Annotated in this window: 15 protein-coding genes; 7 read left to right on the forward strand and 8 right to left on the reverse strand. The window is 73.9% G+C overall.

The window, feature by feature from the left end; all coding sequences use genetic code 11:
- Positions 1-26: 26 nt before the first annotated feature.
- From thpR to ACFWUZ_RS21025, 3 genes are all read right to left on the reverse strand, one after another.
- Positions 27-578, reverse strand: coding sequence for an RNA 2',3'-cyclic phosphodiesterase (gene thpR, locus ACFWUZ_RS21015; protein ID WP_384374768.1), 552 nt, complete (start codon positions 576-578; stop codon positions 27-29).
- 189 nt (positions 579-767) lie between these two features.
- Entirely contained in the window at positions 768-2,120 is a 1,353-nt protein-coding gene (locus ACFWUZ_RS21020) for an MFS transporter (RefSeq protein ID WP_384374771.1), read from the reverse strand.
- Between the two features lie 25 nt (positions 2,121-2,145).
- Positions 2,146-2,583 carry a MarR family winged helix-turn-helix transcriptional regulator gene (locus tag ACFWUZ_RS21025; RefSeq protein ID WP_384374774.1) on the reverse strand — a complete coding sequence of 146 codons (438 nt, stop codon included), beginning with the start codon at positions 2,581-2,583 and terminating at the stop codon, positions 2,146-2,148.
- A 119-nt stretch (positions 2,584-2,702) separates the two neighbouring features.
- On the opposite strand from ACFWUZ_RS21025, the gene ACFWUZ_RS21030 reads away from it, so the two are divergent.
- Entirely contained in the window at positions 2,703-2,885 is a 183-nt protein-coding gene (locus tag ACFWUZ_RS21030; RefSeq protein WP_031146958.1) for a hypothetical protein, read from the forward strand.
- On the opposite strand, the gene ACFWUZ_RS21035 is transcribed toward ACFWUZ_RS21030, so the two are convergent.
- Positions 2,878-4,332: an NCS2 family permease gene (locus ACFWUZ_RS21035; protein ID WP_384374777.1), complete on the reverse strand. Its 1,455-nt coding sequence runs from the start codon at positions 4,330-4,332 to the stop codon at positions 2,878-2,880. The two genes, ACFWUZ_RS21030 and ACFWUZ_RS21035, sit on opposite strands and share 8 nt — an antisense overlap.
- Positions 4,333-4,461: 129 nt before the next feature.
- Between ACFWUZ_RS21035 and ACFWUZ_RS21040 the strand changes: the two genes are divergently transcribed.
- Entirely contained in the window at positions 4,462-4,797 is a 336-nt protein-coding gene (locus tag ACFWUZ_RS21040) for a DUF2530 domain-containing protein (protein ID WP_384374780.1), read from the forward strand.
- A 183-nt stretch (positions 4,798-4,980) separates the two neighbouring features.
- Positions 4,981-7,446, forward strand: a complete 2,466-nt coding sequence (locus ACFWUZ_RS21045; RefSeq protein ID WP_384374783.1) for an HAD-IC family P-type ATPase — start codon at positions 4,981-4,983, stop codon at positions 7,444-7,446.
- An 88-nt stretch (positions 7,447-7,534) separates the two neighbouring features.
- Here ACFWUZ_RS21045 and ACFWUZ_RS21050 read toward each other — a convergent pair whose 3' ends face one another.
- A complete protein-coding gene (locus tag ACFWUZ_RS21050) occupies positions 7,535-8,725 on the reverse strand; it encodes an MFS transporter (protein ID WP_384374786.1) in 1,191 nt (396 codons plus the stop codon).
- An 82-nt stretch (positions 8,726-8,807) separates the two neighbouring features.
- Between ACFWUZ_RS21050 and ACFWUZ_RS21055 the strand changes: the two genes are divergently transcribed.
- On the forward strand, positions 8,808-9,800 hold the full coding sequence (locus ACFWUZ_RS21055; RefSeq protein WP_384374828.1) for a DUF5937 family protein: 993 nt from the start codon (positions 8,808-8,810) through the stop codon (positions 9,798-9,800).
- An 11-nt stretch (positions 9,801-9,811) separates the two neighbouring features.
- Here ACFWUZ_RS21055 and ACFWUZ_RS21060 read toward each other — a convergent pair whose 3' ends face one another.
- The 3 genes from ACFWUZ_RS21060 to serC all read right to left on the reverse strand — a co-directional run bounded on the left by ACFWUZ_RS21060 (position 9,812) and on the right by serC (position 16,814).
- The gene (locus ACFWUZ_RS21060) at positions 9,812-12,970 is read right to left on the reverse strand and encodes a sacsin N-terminal ATP-binding-like domain-containing protein (protein ID WP_384374789.1); all 3,159 of its coding nucleotides are present in this window, start codon (positions 12,968-12,970) and stop codon (positions 9,812-9,814) included.
- A gap of 394 nt (positions 12,971-13,364) precedes the next feature.
- Positions 13,365-15,485 (reverse strand): FG-GAP-like repeat-containing protein, encoded by a 2,121-nt coding sequence (locus tag ACFWUZ_RS21065; protein WP_384374793.1) that lies wholly within the window; start codon positions 15,483-15,485, stop codon positions 13,365-13,367.
- A 210-nt stretch (positions 15,486-15,695) separates the two neighbouring features.
- Positions 15,696-16,814, reverse strand: a complete 1,119-nt coding sequence (gene serC, locus ACFWUZ_RS21070) for a phosphoserine transaminase (RefSeq protein ID WP_384374796.1) — start codon at positions 16,812-16,814, stop codon at positions 15,696-15,698.
- 84 nt (positions 16,815-16,898) lie between these two features.
- Between serC and ACFWUZ_RS21075 the strand changes: the two genes are divergently transcribed.
- The 3 genes from ACFWUZ_RS21075 to ACFWUZ_RS21085 all read left to right on the forward strand — a co-directional run bounded on the left by ACFWUZ_RS21075 (position 16,899) and on the right by ACFWUZ_RS21085 (position 21,098).
- Positions 16,899-19,736, forward strand: a complete 2,838-nt coding sequence (locus tag ACFWUZ_RS21075) for an FAD-binding and (Fe-S)-binding domain-containing protein (protein ID WP_384374799.1) — start codon at positions 16,899-16,901, stop codon at positions 19,734-19,736.
- A gap of 64 nt (positions 19,737-19,800) precedes the next feature.
- Positions 19,801-20,736, forward strand: a complete 936-nt coding sequence (locus ACFWUZ_RS21080) for a DMT family transporter (RefSeq protein ID WP_384374802.1) — start codon at positions 19,801-19,803, stop codon at positions 20,734-20,736.
- Positions 20,733-21,098, forward strand: coding sequence for an iron chaperone (locus tag ACFWUZ_RS21085; protein ID WP_384374805.1), 366 nt, complete (start codon positions 20,733-20,735; stop codon positions 21,096-21,098). Before ACFWUZ_RS21080 ends, ACFWUZ_RS21085 begins: the two co-directional genes overlap by 4 nt.
- The last annotated feature ends 220 nt before the right edge of the window (positions 21,099-21,318 follow it).

The raw sequence follows: 21,318 nt of genomic DNA on the forward strand, positions 1-21,318 counted from the left end.
CCCTGCAGGACGGGCCGCTCCGCGCGTCAGCCCTCCAGCGGCCAGACCCCGACGGCCTCGTAGCGCGGTTGCTCCCCGGGCACTCCGCTCGCGGGCAGGTTGCTCCGCACCAGGCTCAGCTCGCCGACCTGCCAGGAGGTGCCCTCGTAGGAGCCGAGGCCTTCCACGTACGGCCGCAGGTCCGCGCCGTCGCGGCTGCGGGCCAGGGTGAGGTGCGGGGTGTAGCGGCGGTGCTGGTCCATGGGTACGCCGGCCCGCCGGGCGGCGGCATCGGCCCGTTCGGCCAGCCGCCGCATCGCGTCGAGGTCCCCGGCGGCGCCCGCCCACAGGGCCCGGTCGCCGAAGTGACCGGCGCCGTGCAGGCGCAGCGCGAAGGGCGCGGTACGGGCGGCGGCCCGGGCCAGCCGGGCGTGCAGCTCCGGCAGCAGCTCCTCGCGCACCTCCCCCATGAAGGCGAGCGTGAAGTGCCAGCCCGCCTCCCCGGTCCAGCGCAGCCGGTCGTCGCGCAGCGGGCGTACGGCCGCGGCCAGCTGGGCGAGGGCAGCCTCGGGGGGCAGCACCGCTGCGAACAGTCTCATGCGGCCGAGCCTAGCGGTGGGTGCCGGGCGCGGCGCCGCTGCCGGGGACTCTGCCCCCGCACCCCCGCGCCTCGATCTCCCCCAGCTATCGCTGGGAGGGGCCCCGGGCGAGGCTGAACGGTGTCCGCCGGCGGGCTGGTCCGCCCGGCCGGCGGCATCAGCCGAATCCCCAGGAGAGGACCCGCACCGTCAGGCCGCGGCCACCAGTTCGGGCTTGCGTGCGGCCGGGACGAAGGTCAGCCCGCGGCGGCCGACCCGCAGGCGCAGGTTGCCGACGCGCGCCAGCACCACCGCGATCACCACGGAGGCGGCCAGGGAGATCAGGCCGCCCGCGGCCATGCCCGCCCGGGCGCCGTAGGTGTCGGTGATCCAGCCCAGCAGCGGGGCCCCCAGCGGGGTACCGCCGGTGAACACCATCATGAACAGCGCCATGACGCGGCCCCGCATCTCGGGGGCGGTGGCCATCTGGACGCTGGAGTTGGCGGTGACGTTGACCGTCAGCCCGAAGATCCCGATCGGCACGAGCAGCGCGGCGAACAGCCAGAAGCCGGGGGCGAAGGCCGTCACCAGCAGCAGGACCGAGAACAGCGCGGCCGCGGAGACCAGCAGCCGCAGCCGGGAGTGTCCGCGCCGGGCGGCGAGCAGGGCGCCCGCCAGGGAGCCGGCCGCGATCAGGGTGTTGAAGAGCCCGTAGGTGCCCGCGTCGCCGTGGAAGACCTCCTCGACGAAGGCCGACAGCCAGATCGGGAAGTTGAACCCGAAGGTGCCGATGAAGCCGACCAGCACGATCGGCCAGACCAGCTCCGGGCGGCGCGCGACGTACTGCAGGCCCTCGCGCAGCTGCCCCTTGGCTCGGGGCCGGGGTGCGACCGGGTGCAGTTCGTCCGTCCGCATCAGCAGCAGGCTCACGAGGGGCGCGGCGAAGGAGAGGCCGTTCAGCAGGAAGGCCCAGCCGGAGCCGACGGCGGTGATGAGCACGCCGGCGATCGCCGGGCCGACCAGCCGTGCGGACTGGAAGTTCGCCGAGTTCAGGCTGACGGCGTTGGCCACCTGGTCCGTGCCGACCATCTCGGCGACGAAGGTCTGCCGCGCCGGGTTGTCGACCACGGTGACGAGGCCGAGCAGGAAGGCGGCGAGGTAGACGTGCCAGACCTGGACGTGTCCCGCCAGGGTGAGCACGGCGAGGGCGATGCCGGTGAGGCCCATCGCACCCTGGGTGGCGAGCAGCGGGGGCCGTTTGGGCAGCCGGTCGGCGAGGACGCCTCCGTAGAGGCCGAACATCAGCATCGGCAGGAACTGGAGGGCGATGGTGATGCCGACGGCGGAGGCCGAGCCGGTCAGGGAGAGCACCAGCCAGTCCTGGGCGATGCGCTGCATCCAGGTGCCCGTGTTGGAGACCACCTGGCCGGTCGCGAAGAGCCGGTAGTTCCGTATCTTCAGCGAGCTGAACATCGAGTTCTTCGCGTTCTTGCCCGCGGGTGCTGCGGTAGTGAGGGTGGATGTGTGGCCGGGTGCGGAGTCTGCTCCGTTTCCCGTACTCAAGGGCGTTCGCCTCCTGGTGTCGTTCCTACAGGTGGGCGAGCTTCTCCAGGACGGGTGCGGCTGCGCGCAGCTTGGCCCACTCGTCCTCGGTCAGCTCGGCCGCGAGCCCGGCCAGGAAGGCGTTGCGCTTGCGGCGGCTCTCTTCGAGCATCGCTTCGGCCTCCTCCGTCTGGCGGACCACCTTCTGGCGGCGGTCGTCGGGGTGCGGTTCCAGCGTGACCAGTCCCTTGGCCTCCAGCAGCGCGACGATGCGTGTCATCGACGGCGGCTGGACGTGCTCGCGCCGGGCCAGCTCACCGGGGGTGGCGTGGCCGCACCGTGCGAGGGTGCCGAGGACCGACATCTCGGTCGGGCTCAGCGATTCGTCGACGCGCTGGTGCTTGAGCCGGCGGCCCAGTCGCATGACGGCGGAGCGGAGGTCGTTCACGGCGGCGGCGTCGCCACCATGGGAGAGGTCATGCATGTCCTTAGAGTAACTCATTACCCTCCCTAAAGAACACCGGGTATATCGCGTCACTCGTACGGGTGAGTCAGCGGCCGAAAGTGACACGCGTCCGCACCCGCTGCCCCGACTCTTTCGGCATGGGGACACATGTGCTGAGCATGCGCATAGACGGGGAGCTCCTCGAGCGGCTCCGGACTCATGCCGCCAAACGCGGAATGAGCGTCCAGGACTACGTGGTCCGGACGCTCATCCGCGATGACTTCGACGAGCGCTTCAAGGCGGCCGTCGACGAGACAGAGAAGTTCTACGGGCTCACGTGAGGCCGAGGGCCGGCATCGCGTAGTAGAAGACGAACACCGCCGACACGACGTACATGGCCACCGGGACCTCGCGGCCCCGCCCCGTCGCCAGGCGCAGCGCGCAGAAGCTCACGAAGCCGATGCCGATGCCGTTGGTGATCGAGTAGGTGAAGGGCATCATCACCATGGCCAGGAAGGCCGGGACGGCGATGGTGAAGTCGCTCCAGTCGATGTCCTTGACCGAGCCCGCCAGGATCAGGAAGCCCACCGCCACGAGCGCGGGGGTGGCCGCCTGGGAGGGGACCATGGTGGCGAGCGGGGTGAGGAACAGCGCCACGGCGAAGAGGCCGCCCGTCACGACGTTCGCCAGTCCGGTACGGGCCCCCTCGCCGACCCCGGCCGTGGACTCCACGAAGCAGGTGGTGGCCGAGGAGGAGGTCGCGCCGCCCGAGGCGACGGCCAGGCCGTCGACCAGCAGGACCTTGTTGATGCCGGGGAAGTTGCCGTCCCTGTCGATCAGCTTGGCCTCGTCGCCGACGCCGAGGATGGTGCCCATCGCGTCGAAGAAGCACGACAGCAGCACGGTGAAGACGAAGAGGACGCCGGTCAGCATCCCGACCTTCTCGAAGCCGCCGAACAGGCTGACCTGGCCGACGAGCCCGAAGTCGGGCGCCGCCACCGGGTTGCCCGGCCATTCGGGGACGGTCAGGCCCCAGGCCTCGCCCGGCAGCTGGGTGATCAGCTGGACGGCGACCGCGATCACGGTCATGACCACGATGGAGATCAGGATCGCGCCCGGCACCTTGCGGATCAGCAGGGCCAGGGTCAGCAGCACGCCGACGACGAAGATCAGCACGGGCCAGCCCTGGAGGTGGCCGTTGCCGCCGAGCTGGAGCGGGACCGTGGTGTGCGCGGCGTCCGGGATGCGGGAGACGAAGCCCGAGTCGACCAGGCCGATGAGCATGATGAACAGGCCGATGCCGATCGCGATGCCCTTGCGCAGGCCCACCGGAACGGCGTTCATGACCCGCTCGCGCAGGCCGGTGGCGACGAGCAGCATCACCACGAAGCCGGCCAGGACCACCATGCCCATCGCGTCGGCCCAGCTCATGCGCGGGGCGAGCTGGAGGGCCACCACGGTGTTGACGCCGAGGCCGGCGGCCAGCGCGATCGGGACGTTGCCGATCACGCCCATCAGGAGGGTGGAGAACGCGGCCGTCAGCACGGTGGCGGTGACGAGCTGGCCGCCGTCCAGCTGGTGCCCGTACATGTCCTTCGCGCTGCCCAGGATGATCGGGTTCAGCACGATGATGTACGCCATCGCGAAGAAGGTCGCCAGTCCGCCGCGGACCTCGCGGGCCATGGTGGAGCCGCGCTGGGACACCTTGAACCAGCGGTCCAGGGCGGAGGCGTGCGGCGGCGCGGGCTCCGGGGAGGTGGCTGCGGGGGCGGGGGCCGGGGTGCTCATACGGTCCTCATTGGGTGGTTCATACGAAGAAAATGGGCCGCGCCCACACCGTTTCAGTATGAACACATGAGCGAAGGGACGTCCATCTCCGCGCGTAGACCCGAAAACGGCGGGCCTAGACTTGGCCGCATGGCGAAATGGACTGCGAAGCACGAGGCGCCCGAGCCCCTTGAGGGCCCGGTGGTCGCGACCGTCACCGGCGGCACGATCATCTGGTTCGTCCTCTTCCTGGTCCAGCTCCCCTTCTACGGGTGGTTCGCCGACCACGGCCGGCTGTGGTGGGTGTGGACCTGCGCGGCCGGCGCCTTCCTCGGGCTGATCGGCATCTGGTACGTCCGCGGCCGGGACGCGGCCCTCAAGCGCCACGCCGCCGAGCAGGCGGAGCAGGCCGCGCCGGCGGGGCAGGCCGGGCAGGCGGAGCAGGCCGCGCCGGCCGAGGAGCCCGGGCGGTCCGACGGGGCATAGCGCGAACCGGCCCCCGCCCGGCGTTCGAGGCGCCCGGTCCGGGGCGGAGCCCCGGGAAGCGGACCCGCACCGGCGAACGGCCGGCGGCCGTCGGCTACCAGGGAACGATCCGGGTCATCCCGAAGTCGGATCTTCAGGCCCCTCCGGGGGTGAACCGCTCGAACCCCGCTTACCGTCGAAGGCATGACGCAGCGGGCGAAGATCGAATCCGATGGGCCGGAGCCGGGGGGCGGAGCCGCCACGACCGCCATCGACGCAGGGGCCGAGCTGGACCCCGTACACCCGGTGAAGCCGCCCGCACCGAAATTCAGGCCGGGCGGGCTGAGCACCGCCGAGGTCGCCGAACGCGTGGCCCGCGGCGACGTCAACGACGTCCCCGTCCGCAGCAGCCGCTCCACCGCCGACATCGTCCGCGGCAACGTCTTCACCCGGTTCAACGCCATCATCGGCGTGCTCTGGGTGATCATGCTCATCGTCGCCCCGATCCAGGACAGCCTCTTCGGCTTCGTGATCCTCGCGAACACCGGCATCGGGATCATCCAGGAACTGCGCGCCAAGAAGACCCTCGACGGTCTCGCCGTCATCGGCGAGGCCAAACCCAGCGTCCGCCGCGACGGCAGGACGGCCGAGATCTCCACCTCCGAGATCGTCCTCGGCGACGTCCTCGAACTCGGGCCCGGCGACAGGGTCGTCGTCGACGGATCCGTCGGGGAGGCCGACGGCCTCGAGATCGACGAGTCCCTCCTCACCGGCGAGGCCGACCCCGTCCTGAAGAAGCCCGGCGACCAGGTCATGTCCGGCTCCTTCGTGGTCGCGGGCGGCGGCGCCTTCACCGCCACCAAGGTCGGCCGCGAGGCCTACGCCGCCCAGCTCGCCGAAGAGGCCTCCCGCTTCACCCTCGTCCACTCCGAGCTGCGCTCGGGCATCTCCACCATCCTCAAGTACGTCACCTGGATGATGATCCCGACCTCGATCGGCCTGATCATCAGCCAGTTGATCGTCAAGGACAACAATCTCAAGGACTCCATCGCGCGGACCGTCGGCGGCATCGTCCCGATGATCCCCGAGGGCCTCGTGCTCCTCACCTCCGTCGCCTTCGCGATCGGCGTCATCCGGCTCGGCCGCAAGCAGTGCCTGGTCCAGGAGCTGCCCGCCATCGAGGGGCTCGCCCGGGTCGACGTGGTCTGCCTCGACAAGACCGGCACCCTCACCGAGGGCGGCATGGACGTCACCGAGCTGCGCCCGCTCGGCGGCACGGACACCGCGTACGTCAAGAAGGTGCTCGGCGCGCTCGGCGAGTCCGACCCGCGCCCCAACGCCAGCCTCCAGGCGATCATCGACGCCTACCCGGACAGCGCGGAATGGCGCTGCACCGAGTCCCTGCCGTTCTCCTCCGCCCGCAAGTACAGCGGCGCCAGCTTCAGCGAGGGCGACGGCGAGAACAACACCTGGCTGCTCGGCGCCCCCGACGTGCTCCTCCCGGCCGGCGACCAGGCCCTCGACGAGATCAACGACCTCAACGAACAGGGCCTGCGCGTCCTGCTCCTGGCCCGCTCGGCCCGCGAACTCGACGACGAGGACGTCGCCACCGGCGTCAGGCCCACCGCCCTGGTCGTCCTCGAACAGCGGCTGCGCCCCGACGCCGCCGACACGCTGCGCTACTTCGAGGACCAGGGCGTCAAGGCGAAGGTCATCTCCGGCGACAACGCCGTCTCCGTCGGCGCCGTCGCGGGCAAGCTGGGCCTGCCCGGCGCGGAGAGCACCGTCGACGCCCGCAAGCTGCCGACCGACCGGGCCGCCATGGCGGAGGTCCTCGACGAGAACTCCGTCTTCGGACGGGTCACCCCGCAGCAGAAGCGGGACATGGTCGGCGCCCTCCAGTCCAGGGGCCACACCGTCGCGATGACCGGCGACGGCGTCAACGACGTGCTGGCCCTCAAGGACGCCGACATCGGCGTGAGCATGGGCTCCGGCTCCGAGGCCACGCGCGCGGTCGCGCAGATCGTCCTGCTCAACAACAGCTTCTCGACGCTCCCCTCGGTGGTCGCGGAGGGCCGCCGCGTCATCGGCAACATCACGCGCGTGGCCACCCTCTTCCTCACGAAGACGGTCTACTCGGTCCTGCTCGCCGTCCTGGTGGTCTGCTCGCAGGTGGAGTACCCCTTCCTGCCCCGCCACCTGACGCTGCTCTCCACCCTCACCATCGGCATCCCCGCCTTCTTCCTCGCGCTCGCCCCGAACAAGGAACGCGCGAAACCGCACTTCGTGAAGCGGGTGATGCGGTACGCGATCCCCGGCGGCGTGCTCGCGGCGACCGCCACCTTCGTGACCTACCTGGTCGCCCGGCACCACTACACCGGCCCGGACGCCCTGAAGGCCGAGACCAGCGCGGCGACCCTCACCCTGTTCCTGACCTCGATGTGGGTCCTGGCGATCATCGCCCGCCCGTACACCTGGTGGCGGGTGGGGCTCGTCGGCGCGATGGGCCTTGCGTTCCTGGTCGTCCTGGTCGTGCCGTGGCTCCAGGACTTCTTCCAGCTCAAGCTGGAGGGCACGACCATGCCGTGGATCGCGGTGGCCGTCGCCGCGGGTGCGGCCACCCTGATCGAGTTCACCTTCCGCTGGGTGGACCGCAGGTTCCCGGCATGAAGCGGCATCCCCGGCCGCCGGCCGGGGATGCCGCCGAGCGTGCCGCCCGGGCCCTGACCCCTGTACAGGGCCCGGGCGGCACGGGCCGTCAGGCCGCGAGCACGTGCTCCTCGCGGGCGGCTACGCGGCCGCGCAGCGTCAGGGTGACCGCCGCCGTGGCGAGGCCGGCCCCCAGGGCGATCCACCACAGGGCCGCCGCCCCGAGCCCGGTGTAGACGCTCACGCCCAGCGTGAGGGCGGCGAAGCGGGCCACGCCCCAGGTCCAGCTGAAGGCGCCCTGGTAGCGGCCGCGGGCATGGGCCGGGGCGAGGCCCGCGACCACCGAGGCCGCGATCCCGGCGACGACGACCTCACCGAGCGACCAGACGGCCACGGACACCACGTAGCCGGTGATGCCCTCGGCGAGGCCCGTCAGGGCCACCCCGACGGCGATCAGCGCACTGCCCGCGGCCTGGACCGACATCTGCGGAAGCTTCGCGAGCCGGGCCGTCACGAACGGCTGGAGCCCCACCACCAGCACCGCGTTGACCGCGGCCAGCGAGCCGTAGACGGCCGGCGAGAGCCCGCTGTCGCGGACGGCCAGCGGCAGCGCGACCTCGGTCAGCGAGTACACGAACAGCTGGACGCCGAAGAGCGGGAGCAGCAGGAGCATCAGCCGGTCGCGCAGCACGACCCCGTACCCCACGCCCGCGTCCTCGCCCGCCGCGGCCGCTGCCCGCTCCGGCTCGCGCAGCCGGGCCGCCACCACCGCGGCGTAGACCAGCACGGTCCCGGCGTCGACCGCGAAGAGCAGCCAGTACCCGTGCGCCGCCAGGAAACCGCCGAGCACCCCGGCGACGGCCGTACCGATGTTGACGCCCCAGCCGAACAGCGCGTACGCCCGCTGCCGCCGCTGCGCATCCACCGAGTCCGCCAGCAGCGCGTACGCGGCGGGGCCGACCGTCGCCGAGGCGGCGCTGAGCAGCAGCGCGGCCGCCGCCATCGTCCACACCCCCGGTGCCAGGAACAGCGCGCCCTGCGCCGCCGCGGCCCCGACCAGTCCGATCAGCATCGTCGGGCGGCGGCCCATCCGGTCGGCGAGCACCCCGCCGAGCACCGGGCCCAGCAGGTTGCCCGCGCCCAGCGCGCCGAGGACGTACGAGGTCTCGGCGCCGGTGACCCCCCGGTCGGCCAGCAGGAACACCAGGAACGGGGTGACGAGGTGGCCGAGCCGGTTGACGATCGTGCCGGCGAAGAGGGTCCAGACGGTGGGCGGGAGTCCGCGGAAGGGGGAGGGCATGCGAGGAGCGTGCGCCCTTACCCCACCGACCCCGAATTGATTAAGCTCAGACCGAATCCAACGGACCACGGGGGGCGTGGACATGGAGATGGGCCTGAGTTTCTCCGCGGCGGACCTGGCACAGACCAGGTTCGCCGTCTCCCCGATGTGGGAGGTCGTCACCAGCTTCCGCCTCCTCCAGGAGGCCGGCGCGCCCCCGCTGCACCGCCGCTGGGCCGCGCAGGTGCGCCCCCGGCTGCTGCGCGCCGGCCTGGACCGCGGCTGGCTCGCCGCGCTGATCCCGGGCTCCGGCTACATCGCGGACTTCCTCAACCCGACCCCGGCCGGGCCGTTCCCCGCACTCCCCGCCGAGCTGGACGCCATCCGCCGCAGCACCCCGGAGCAGGTCCGGGCGGACCTCGCCACCCTGCGCCTCAAGTCCGCTCCCGCCCCCCGGCTGCGGCTCCTCGACGAGGAACCCGGGGCCGCGCTGGAGAAGGTCGCCGCCGAGATCGAGACGTACTGGGAGCTGGCGATCGGCCCCTACTGGCACCGCATCCGGCAGCTGCTGGAGGCCGACCTGTTCCACCGCGCCCGGCAGGTCGCCGAGCACGGCTCCGCTCACGTCCTCAACGAGCTGCACGAGACCGTCAGCTGGGACGCCGGAACCCTGCGCGTGGTCCGCAGGCACTGCGCGCTGACCCGGGACCAGACCGGCTCCGGCCTGCTGCTGGTGCCCTCGGCCTTCGCCTGGCCCCGCGTACTGACCCGCTCGGTGGCACCCGAACCGCCCCAACTGGCCTATCCGGCCCGCGGGATCGGCACGCTGTGGGAGCCCAGGACGGCCGGCGCCTCCGCGGACGCGGTCGCCGCGGTCATCGGCCGCTCCCGTGCGCAGCTGCTGGCCGAACTCGACACCCCCGCGTCCACCACCCAGCTCGCCCGCAGCTGCGGGCTGTCCGCCGCCGGGGTGTCCCAGCACCTGACGGCCCTGCGCAACGCAGGTCTGGTCACCGCGCACCGCAACGGCCGCTCGGTGCTCTACGCCCGCACGGCCGTCGCCGACGCCCTCCTCACCCCCGCGGCCACCCCGTAGGGGATGACGGCCTAGTCGAACCAGCGGTCCCGGGCCAACTCCGCCGTCCGGGACGGGTCCTCCAGCAGGGCCGCGACCTCGAAGCGCCGCGGCCACTGCCCCGCCGACCAGGACAGGCCCGCCGCCACGCCCTCCAGGGTGGCCGCGTGGAGGACGCCGTCGGGGGTGCGGCGCCAGTCCAGCTCGACACCGCCCGCGATCAGCTCCTCGTGCTCCACGTACGTCAGCGGGGCCGACGGACCCAGCAGCAGCAGCACCGGCTCCGGCACCTCGTGCTCCTCGCCCGGAGTGGTGACCTCCGCCGGGACCGTCTCCGAGAGGCGCCGGACCTGGAGCAGCTCCGCGAGGTCCGCCGCGCGGGACGGCGCGACCGGGAGCAGGGGCAGGCCCGCCGTCAGCGGAAGCAGGTCCGGGGCGTCGGCGATCACCGCGTCCGCCGCGTCCACCACGACGACCTCCCCGTCCACCACGGCCCGCAGGTCGTCCGGCAGGGTCACCTGCTCCGGATCCAGGTCGGCCAGCGCCCCGTACAGCCCGTGCAGCTGGCGGCCCGTCACCTCCCGGTCCGGGTCGGCGAGACGGCCCAGCAGCTCGGCTGCGCCGCCGGGTTCGTCCAGCAGGGCCGCCACGGTGGTCCGTACGCCCAGGGCCCGCAGGACCTGCTCGTCCTCGAAACCGGTGGCGTCCGCGGACGTGTACAGGCCCTCCAGCAGCGGGTCACCGCCCGCCGCGCGCAGGCCCGCCGGACGGCGGCCGTCGAGCACCGGGTGGTCACGCAGCCACCAGGCGGTGTACGGGCGCACCGACTGGGTCGTGCCGTCCGGCAGCAGGATCCGCACCGGCTGGGTCAGCGCGTCGCGCAGCGGGGGCTGCGCGAGCATCGCCAGCGCCTGGGGCCAGCAGTCGTCGTCGACCAGGTCGAGGTCGCGCACGGCCACCAGCTCGGTCGCCACCGGCGGCACGGGCAGCTCCGGCAGCTGGTCCAGTACGTCCTCGCACCACACGTCCACCGCGTCCAGCAGTCCCGCGTCGTCCGGTTCCGCGAAGTCCCCCTCGCGCGGCTCCAGTTCGTCGGGGTCCAGGACGAGGTCGGTGGCGCGCACCAGCTGGAACCCGGCCAGCACCCCGCAGGCCGTCAGCGGGCCCGCCCCCCAGCGCTCGGCCAGTTCCGCGTCCACGTACGGGACCTCGTCCTCCCGGATCACCGACGCCAGGGGCGAACCGGGCATCAGCAGCTCACCGGCCGGCGTCGGCTCGCCGTCCTCGTCGGGGAGAGCCAGCGCGCCCAGCCAGGGCTCGTCGCCCGGAGCCAGTTCGGCGTCGCGGACCAGACCGAGGACCACCTCGGCCAGTTCCTCCGGGTCCAGGGCGTCCTCGTCCCAGAAGTCACCCGCGTCCAGCGAGGCCGCGACGGCCGCCCGCACCTGCGGCGTCGTCAGGACCGCGCGCGGGGTCGCCGGCAGGGCGCCGAGCCGCTCCAGCAGCGGGTGCGCCGCGTCGGGATGGGCCACCTTCAGACCCAGCCGGGCCAGGTGCGCGTTCGCCTCCGCGGGCGCCCCTGCGTCCGGCAGCAGCAGGTGGCGGGGACCGATGGCGGTACGGCCGTCGGCGAGCGGCACCGGCAGCCCGGACAGCCGGTCGGGGTCCACCCCGGCGAGGCTGTCGTAGAGCCGGTGCCACCAGTCGGGGGTCCGCTCGATGCCCGCGATCCGCTCGATGGCGTCCCCCAGCGGGAGCCGGCCCACCCCCAGGACGCGCAGTTCGGGGCGGCGCTCCAGGCCGGCCGGCAGCAGCGTCGGCAGGACCTCGGCGAGGACCCGTACGGTGTCCGCGCCCGCGCCCTCCACGACCTCGGCCTCGAAGGGGCGCAGCGCGGCCCGCTCCTCGGCGTGCTCGGGCAGCGCGGCCGGGGCGAGGAACGCCGTACGGGGCAGCCGCCGCAGGATCGCGGCGCGCAGGGAGCCGTCCAGCTCGCCCTTGCCGAGCGGGCCGGGGACCAGGTCCACCAGGGCGGTGGTCACCGGGTCCCAGGCGCCGAGGAGTTCGGCGTACGCGTCGGCGGCGCGCTCCACGAGGAAGTCGGTCAGCGGCCCCGGCGCCGGGTGGCGGCGGGTGGTGTCCAGCGGCAGGGTCGCGATGAGCAGCGCGGGGATGCCCAGCGGCTCGTCGGTGGGGGTCGGGGCGTGCACCACGGCGGCGGTGGCCGGGTGCAGCGGGGCGCCGTCGCCGTCCACGGGCACGGACCAGGACACCGCCCAGGCGGGCCGCAGCCGCTCCTCGACCGGCCGGTCGGCGAGCAGGGCCTTGTCGATGGGGCCGCCGTGGCGGACGGTCCGCCAGCGGTTGGTGCCCGTCAGGGAGTCCTCGACGACGGTGTACGCGCCCTCGTCGCGGCGGAGCAGGGTCCGGGCGGGTGCACCGGGCGTCTCCACGACGATCTCGCGCAGCCCCGGCAGGGTGAGCAGCAGGGCGTCGTCGATGCCCGCCAGCAGCCGCTCGACGAGGTCCTCGGCCGCGGCGTCGCGCAGGGGAAGGACGACGACCGTGTCGTAGCCGTCGGGGGCGGTGCCCTCGGCGGGCAACGGCAGCCGCAGCAGCGGGACGTGGCCGTCGCGGCGGCGCAGTTCGTCGCCGAGACCGGGGCTGCCGACGGCGGCGCCGCGGGCCAGTTCCCGGGCCTCGGCCAGGGACCAGCGGACCCCGCCGTGGCGGCCCAGTACGGCGGGTTCGTCGCAGACCGCGAGGACCGCGGCGAAGCCGACGCCGAAGCGGCCGACGCTCTGGCCGGCGCCCGGGGCCCCCGCGGGGCCCGCGACGACGGGCTCCCGCTTGGCGGAGGCCCGCAGGGTGCTCAGCGATTCCACGCCCGTCGCGTCCAGCGGGGAACCGGTGTTGGCGACGGCCAGCACCGCGGGGCCGCCCCCGCCCGCGTGCAGGGTGAGCCGCAGCCGGCCCGGCACCCCGGCGCGGGCGGCGGCGTCGGCGGCGTTCTGCGCCAGCTCGACGACGAGCCGGTCCCGGTAGCCGCCGAGCGCCAGGTCCTCCTCGGCGTTGGCGTCCTCGCGGAACCGGGCCGGGCCCGCGCCCCAGGCGTCGAGCACCCCGCGCCGGAGCCGGGCCGTGCCGAAGGGGTCCACGCCGCTCTGGGCCGCCGTCACTCGCACGCTCACGCCGCTGCCTCCATGCTGTGCCGCCTTCAGGAATGCCGGGCCCTCGAACCTGCCCCGAACCTCCTGAAGGTATCGCGTGGCGGCCTGCGCCCCGCCCGTGAGGTGGGCGAACACGACCACGTCGGAGGGTGGGCGCAGCCGCACCGCGGGATACGACGGAGCACCCGGCGAGCCGGCCGGCCGCGCCGACGCCAACCCGGCGGCGCCCGGGGACCGGTGGTGGAAGCGGATGAACTCCCCGGCCCCGGCCCGGTACGCGCGGCGGGACGCGGCGGCCGTGAAGGAGATCGGGGCCGGCGGGGGCCGGCCGGCGGCAGAAGAGTCGCCACGCAGAACGCTCGGCCGGGAGACCCCGGCCGAGCGCCTGCATGAACCACTGCGCGGGTGGATCCGGTCAGTCCAGGACGACCGGGGTGTTCTCGATGCCGGTGGCGGTGGCGCGGAAGTACACGGCGGCGCCGTCGGCGGTGGTGGCCGTCAGGTCGGCGCGTGCGTCGCCGGTGAGGTCGCCGGAGGTGCCGAGCGTCGGGTAGGCCGCGCGGGTCAGCCCGGAGCCGATCGCGGTGCGGGGGCCGGAGCCCCAGCGGGCGGTGTCGAGCGTGCCGTCGGCGCCCGCGCTCCCGCGCACGGCGAGGATCTCGCCGGTGGCGTCGTCGCGCACCCACAGGTCGGCGAGGCCGTCACCGTCGGTGTCGCCCGGGGCGACGACGGTGAGGCCCTCCCAGCTCGCGCCGCCCGAGCCGCCCACGGCGACGGGCGCGACCCAGTCCACCATGCCCGTGGCGCTGCCGTGGTACAGCCACAGCTGGGCGCCCTGCCGCACCAGCAGGTCGGGCGCGCCGTCGCCGTCGACGTCACCGGCGGGGGCCACGTGGTCCGCGTCCGCCCAGTGGGCGTTGGCCTCGTCGAGGACGGAGAGGTCGAAGCGGTTGAGGGTGTCGACCGCCCCGAGACCGGTGTTCGGGTAGACCCACAGCTTCCGGCCCCCGTCACCGGGAGCCAGTACCACCAGGTCGTTGTAGCCGTCCTGGCCCCAGTCCCCGCTCGCCACGATCTGCGAGCCGGCGTCCAGGGTCACTCCCGTGCCGGTGGGGGCGGCGAAGGTGCCGTCCCCCTTGCCCGCGCGGAACAGGAGGCGGCCGGCCGCGTCGAGGGTCCACAGGTCGCGGTGCCCGTCGCCGTTGAGGTCTCCGACCGCGTCGGGCTTCGGGGCGCGGTTCGCGATGAAGAGGTAGTCGGCGGTGTCGGAGCGGTTGCCCGCCTCGTCCACGCTGTAGGCGTGGACGCTCTGCGGGCCGGCGCTCAGCGGGGTGATGACGGCGCTGCCGCCGGGGGCCACGGAGCGGCGGGTCTGGTCGGCGTCCGTCCAGTAGACGATCTCCGCGAGGTCCGTCTCGCCGCCGCCCGCGAAGGCGAAGGTGCCGGGGGTGCGGGCGGTGCCGGTCTGCTCGGGCTGCCCGTTGTCCGCGGAGGGGAACTCGGCCGAGCTGATCACCGGGGGCGTGCCGGGGCGTGTGCGGTCCACCGAGAAGGCGCAGCTCGGCGACCAGGCGGAGGCCGGTGCGCCGTCGGCGACGCCACGCACGTTCCAGGTGTAGTCGCCGGTGGGCAGGTCGGAGTCGGGGACGGCCAGGGTGGCGGTCCGGTTCGTGTCCGCCTGCACGGAGACGGCCCGTACGAGGGCGCCGGTGTCGGCCCGGAAGATCTGGAACTCGGCGGACGGCCGGCCGGTCCCCGGGCTGTCGACGGTGGCGAACAGCTTGACCTGTGTGATCCCGATGAGGCCGCCGGCGCATGCGGTGGCGGGGTCGGTGCCCAGCCCCGAGACGACCGGTGCGGGGGTGACGGGGACGGCGGGGGCGACGGAGATCTCCAGGACGGCGCTCTTCGGGTCGAAGCGCTTCCACGCGGAGGTGTCGTTCTCGTCGGCGGCGAAGAGGCCGACGGTGACGGCGGTCCGGTTCGTGGCCGCGACGTCCTTGAGGAGGGCGGTGACGTCGAACTCCAGGTCCCCGGCGGCGCAGCCGGGGCGGCCCTTGGCGGCGCTGACCGTGGCGAGCTTCGCGCCCTTGGCGGGCTGGTTCTTCCAGGTCGTCGTCGCCGAGACCGGGCCCACGCTCCACAGTTCGACGGGCCTGGCCGTGCAGGTGGCGGCGGCGGTGTTGCGCACGCGCAGGGTGGCGGCGGTGACGTCGGCGCCCTTGAGGTTCGCGGTGCCGAGCTGGAGGAAGGAGCGGGACAGGCCCTGGGAGCCGCCCTCGTTGCCGGCGCGCAGCGGGTCGGCGGACTTCCAGTAGGCGGAGTTCGGGTGCTTCTTCGAGACCCGGGTCCAGCTCTCCACGGCGCCGAGCACCGTGCTGCCCGCAGTGGTGGTTCCTACGGTGCCGGCGGCGGCCGACGCGGGCGCCAGGGCGATCAGCGCCGTCGTCACCGTGCCCGCAGCCAGGACGAGCGACAGCGCCCGTCTGGGTGCGCCGCCTGCCCGGCCCCCCGGCCTGGTGTTCTTCATGGTCATGAGCCCTCCCCGTTCACACAAAAAGACAATCAGCGTGACCTTACCGGCGGCTGGGGATCCGCCCGTCCGGTAAGGGGAGGCCCGGCCCGCTGCGGCACAGTCCGGCCGAGCGGCCGCCCACGCAGAACGCCCGGCCGGGGAAACCCCGGCCGGGCGCCTGCATGAACCACTCCTCGCCCCACACCGACGATCAGGTGGGGCGACGACCCGTCAGAGCTTCTCGATCACGTAGTCGACGCACGCGGTCAGCGCCTGCACGTCCGCCGGGTCGATCGCCGGGAACATCGCGACGCGCAGCTGGTTGCGGCCCAGCTTGCGGTACGGCTCGGTGTCCACGATGCCGTTGGCGCGCAGCACCTTCGCGACGGCCGCCGCGTCGATGTCGTCCGAGAAGTCGATCGTGCCGATGACGGAGGACCGCTTGTCGGCGTCCACGACGAACGGGGTCGCGTACTTCGACGCCTCCGCCCAGCCGTACAGGTGACGCGCACTGGCCGCCGTACGACCGGTGGTGAACTCCAGGCCGCCCTGGCTGTTCATCCACTCCAGCTGCTGGTCCAGCAGGAAGAGCGTCGACAGCGCCGGGGTGTTGTACGTCTGGTTCTTCAGCGAGTTGTCGATCGCCGTCGGCAGCGAGAAGAACTCCGGGATGTGCCGGCCCGAGTCGTGCACGCGCTGCGCACGCTCCAGGGCGGCCGGGGAGAACGCGGCCAGCCACAGGCCGCCTTCGGACGCGAAGGACTTCTGCGGGGCGAAGTAGTAGACGTCCGTCTCGGTGATGTCCACCGGCAGACCGCCGGCGCCCGAGGTCGCGTCCACCAGGACGAGCGAACCGGCGTCGGCGCCAGCGACGCGCCTGATCGGCGCCGCGACACCCGTCGAGGTCTCGTTGTGGGTGTACGCGTACACGTCCACGCCCGCCTCGGCGACCGGCTCGGGGTGCGTACCCGGCTCGGAGGAGATCACCGACGGCTCGTCCAGCCACGGCGCGAGCTTCGCGGCCTTGGCGAACTTCGAGGAGAACTCGCCGAAGGTGAGGTGCTGGGACTTCTGCTCGATCAGACCGGCGGTCGCGATGTCCCAGAAGGCGGTGGAGCCGCCGTTGCCCAGGATCACCTCGTAGCCCTCGGGGAGGGAGAAGAGGTCCCGGACACCCTGACGCACCGAGCCGACCAGGTTCTTGACCGGGGCCTGGCGGTGCGAGGTTCCGAGCAGGGAGGTACCGGTGGCGGCGAGGGCGTCCAGCGCCTCGGTCCGCACCTTGGAGGGGCCCGCGCCGAAGCGTCCGTCGGCGGGCTTGATGTCAGCGGGAATCTGGATCTCAGCCACGAGCGGAGCGTATCGGGTCCCGGACCGCGGTCCGGAGGCGCGTCCACCCGATGAGACGAACGGCGGCGGTGGGAGGCTGGGCCCGTGACGGCTCCCGGGGAACTCGAACGGACATTGCGGACGGAACTGCGCGGGGAGGTGGACTTCGGTGCCGCCGCGCGGGCCCTGGTGACCATGGACGCCTCGAACTACCGCCGCGTCCCGGCCGGCGTGGTCGCCCCGCGCGACGCCGGGGACGTGGCCGCCGCGCTGCGGGTGTGCGCCGAGGCCGGGGTCCCCGTCGTCCCGCGCGGCGGCGGCACCTCCATCGCGGGCCAGGCCACCGGCACCGGCGTGGTCCTCGACCTCACCCGGCACATGAACGCCCTGGTGTCGGTGGACCCCGGGGCCCGCACCGCCGTCGTCCAGCCGGGGCTCGTCCTCGACCGGCTGCGCGACGCGGTACGGCCGTACGGGCTGACCTTCGGACCCGACCCCTCCACCCACGCCCGCTGCACCCTCGGCGGCATGATCGGCAACAACGCCTGCGGGGCCCACTCGGTCGCCTGGGGAACCACCGCGGACAACGTCGCCGAGCTGGCCGTGACCGCGTACGGCGGCACCCCGTACCGCGTCTCCACCGGCTGGGCGGGCACCCCCGCCGGACTGCGCGCCCTGGTCGAGGGGAACCTGGGGCTGCTGCGCACCGGGATGCCGCCCGGCTTCTCCCGCCGCATCTCCGGCTACGGAGGCCTCGACGCGCTGCTCCCCGAGCGGGGCGTGGAAGCGGCCCGGGCGTTCTGCGGGAGCGAAGGAACCCTCGGGGTCGTCACCGAGGCCGTCGTACGCCTGGTGGAGCTGCCGCGCGCGCCCGTGCTCGCGGTGCTCGGGTACGCCGACGAGAGCGCGGCCGCCGACGCGGCGGCCGGACTGCTCGGGCACCGCCCGCTGACGGTGGAGGGGATGGCGCAGGACCTGGTGCGCGGGGCCGCGGGGCTGCCCCGGGGCGGCGCCTGGCTGTTCGTGGAGATGCCGGACGAGGGCGCGGCGAGGTCGCTCGTACGGGACGCCGACCCACTGGACGCGCTCGTCGTCACCGACCCGGCGGGGCAGCGGGCGCTGTGGCGCATCCGCGAGGACGCGGCCGGGACGGCGACGCGGATGCCCGACGGTTCGATGGCCTGGCCGGGATGGGAGGACTGCGCGGTGCCGCCCGCCCGGCTGGGCGCGTACCTGCGGGAGTTCCGGGCACTGCTGGCGGCGCACGGGCTGCGCGGGTCCCCGTACGGGCACTTCGGCGAGGGCTGCGTCCACGTACGCATCGACTTCGACCTGGTCTCCGCGCCGGGGCTGGCCCGCTTCCGGTCCTTCTCGGAGGAGCTGGCCGACCTGGTGGTCGCGCACGGCGGCTCGCTGTCGGGGGAGCACGGCGACGGGCAGGCCCGCGCGGAGCTGCTGCCGAAGATGTACGGGCCCGAGGTCGTCGCGCTCTTCGGCGCGTACAAGGACGTGTGGGATCCGGCGGGCGGGATGAACCCCGGGATGCTGGTCCGGCCGGCGCGGCTCGACGAGAACCTGCGCTTCGCGGTGCTCCCGCCGACCTCCTTCGCCGGCGAGATCGCGCGGTGCGTGGGGGTCGCGAAGTGCCGTACGACCGAGCCGGGCGGGCCGGGGGTGATGTGCCCCTCCTACCGGGTCACCGGCGAGGAGCGGCACTCCACGCGCGGCCGGGCCCGGCTGCTGCACGAGATGCTGGCCGGGGAGGTGGTCACCGACGGCTGGCGCTCGGCGGAGGTGGCCGAGGCGCTGGACCTGTGCCTGGGCTGCAAGGGCTGCCGCAGCGACTGCCCGGTGGGCGTGGACATGGCCGCGTACAAGGCGGAGTTCCTGCACCGCCACTGGGCGGGCCGCATCCGCCCGCTGTCCCACTACACGCTGGGCGGCCTGCCGGGCTGGCTCCGCCTCGTCACGTCCCTCCGGGCCGCCCGCGCAGCCAACGCCCTGGCCCGCCACCTCCCGCTACCGGGCCTGCCCCGCGAGCGCACCCACAGCCTGCCGGAACTGGCCGCCCGGACGTTCACCGCATGGTGGCGGGCGGGGGCGCAGCCGGGGCGGGGACCGGCTCTGCCGGTGCGGCTGGGGGTCCCCGAACCCGGGAGCCGCCCGCAGGGTCCGGCGAGGTTCGGGCAGGTGCCGCCCGGCGGACCGGACCCGGCCGGGGCGGTCGTCACGCTCTGGCCCGACACCTTCACGCAGTACCTGAGCCCCGCGACCGGCCGCGCCGCGGTACGGGTGCTCCACGCGGCCGGCCTCCGCGTGACGGTCCCGCCCGCCGGGGTGTGCTGCGGCCTGACCTACGTCTCCACCGGCCGCCTCGACCGCGCCCGCAAGGTCCTGCGCCGCACCCTGGACACCTTGGACGGCCTCGATGCGCTCGGCGAGCACCCCGGCCCCGTGCTCGTCCTGGAACCGAGCTGCGCGGCGGCCCTGCGCGCCGACCTGCCCGCCCTGCTGCCCGACGACCCCCGCGCGGGGCGCCTCGCGGCGGCCGTACGGACCTTCGCCGAGACCCTGGAGGAGTACGCCCCCGCCTGGCGGCCCCCGCGCCTGGACCGGGCCGTCGTCGGTCAGACCCATTGCCACCAGCACGCCGTCCTCGGCGACGCCGCCGACCGGCGGCTGCGCGAGCGCGCCGGCCTGGCCGGTGCCCTCAGCGGCGGCTGCTGCGGCCTGGCGGGCAACTTCGGCTTCGAGCCCGGCCACCACGAGGTCTCGGTGGCGTGCGCGGAGGAGCAGCTGCTCCCGTCCCTGCGGGCGGCTCCGCGGGACGCCCTGGTCCAGGCGGACGGGTTCTCCTGCCGGACCCAGATCGCCCAGCTCGGCGGCGGCCGCCGGGCCCGCCACCTGGCGGAACTCCTCGCGGAGGGGCTGCCGGAGAGCTGACCGTAGCGAACATGTAAGGCAAAACACGGGGCTATGGCCCTTACCCACCCCTTAATCTGGATAAATGCCCGCACCCTCCTCACCCTCGACGACCGCCGCCCCTTCCGCGGAAGCCCCCGTTCCGCTCCGCGTGGGCGGCAGCCGCGGACTCGGCCCGGTAGCGCTGGTGATCTCGGCGGGGATCTCGGTGCAGTTCGGCGCCGCCCTCGCGGTCATGATCATGCCGCGGGCCGGCGCGGCCGGCGTGGTCACGCTGCGCCTCGCCGCCGCCGCGCTCGTCCTGCTCCTCCTGTGCCGGCCCAAGGTGCGCGGCTACACCCGGGCCGACTGGGGCACGGTCCTCGTCTTCGGCGTCACCATGGCCGGCATGAACGGCCTCTTCTACCAGGCCGTGGACCGCATCCCGCTCGGTCCGGCCGTGACCCTGGAGGTCCTCGGGCCGCTCGCCCTGTCGGTGATCGTCTCGCGGCGGCTGGTCAACCTGCTCTGGGCGGGGCTGGCCCTCGGCGGCGTCGTGCTGCTGTCCGGGCACGGCGGCGGCTCGGGCTTCGGCTCCCTCGACCCGGCGGGCGCGGCCTTCGCGCTCGGCGCGGGCGCGATGTGGGCCGCGTACATCGTGTACAGCGCCCGGACCGGCCGCCGCTTCCCGCAGGCGGACGGCCTGGCCCTGGCCATGGCCGTGGCCGCGGTGCTCTCGCTCCCGCTGGGCATCGTCGAAGCCGGCTCCGACCTGCTGGTCCCGAGCACCCTCGCCCTGGGCGTCGGCGTGGCCGTACTGTCCTCCGTACTGCCCTACACGCTGGAACTGCTCGCGCTGCGCCGGATCCCCGCCCCGACCTTCGCCATCCTGATGAGCCTGGAGCCGGCCATCGCCGCCACCGCGGGCTTCCTCGTCCTCCAGCAGGCCCTGTCCGCCCTCGACGCACTGGCCATCGCCCTCGTGATCGCGGCCAGCATGGGTGCGGTCCGGTCCCAGATCAGGAAGCAGCCCGCCGGATGAACCCCGTCACCGTCGACGCCTACCTCGCCGGAGTCCCCGACGCCCGCCGCCCGGCCCTGGTCCGGCTGCGCGAGCTGTGCGCGGCGGAGCTGACGGGCTTCGAGGAGGTCATCGCCTACGGCATGCCCGTGTACGTGCGGCCGGGCGCGGAGGCCGGGGAGATCGCCTGGGCGAACCAGAAGCAGTACATCTCCTTCTACCTGATGCGTACGGACGTCCGCGAGGCCTTCGCGGACCGCCTGGCCCCCTACGACATGGGCAAGGCCTGCCTCCGCTTCCGCAACCCGGCCAAGGTCGACTTCGACCTCGTACGGGACCTCCTGCGAGCCACGGCCGAGGCGCGCCCGGGACCGGCCTGCTGAGGGGGGTGGGGTTGGGCTTCGGGGGGGCTGTTACCCCTTGGCGGGATCAGGGAGGGTTTGGGGGTTTCCCGCCAGTCCTATCGTCTCTCCGTGGCGGGGCGGGCCCTCAAGGGCGCTCACTGCGTTCGCGTCGCTTCGCGATGGCCTTCGGCCACCCTTGACCGCCCGCCCCGCCACGGAAAGACAGGCCCGACGGGAACCCCCCAAAAAGACGCTCACC

Source organism: Streptomyces sp. NPDC058646 (assembly GCF_042716875.1).
Lineage (GTDB): Bacteria > Actinomycetota > Actinomycetes > Streptomycetales > Streptomycetaceae > Streptomyces.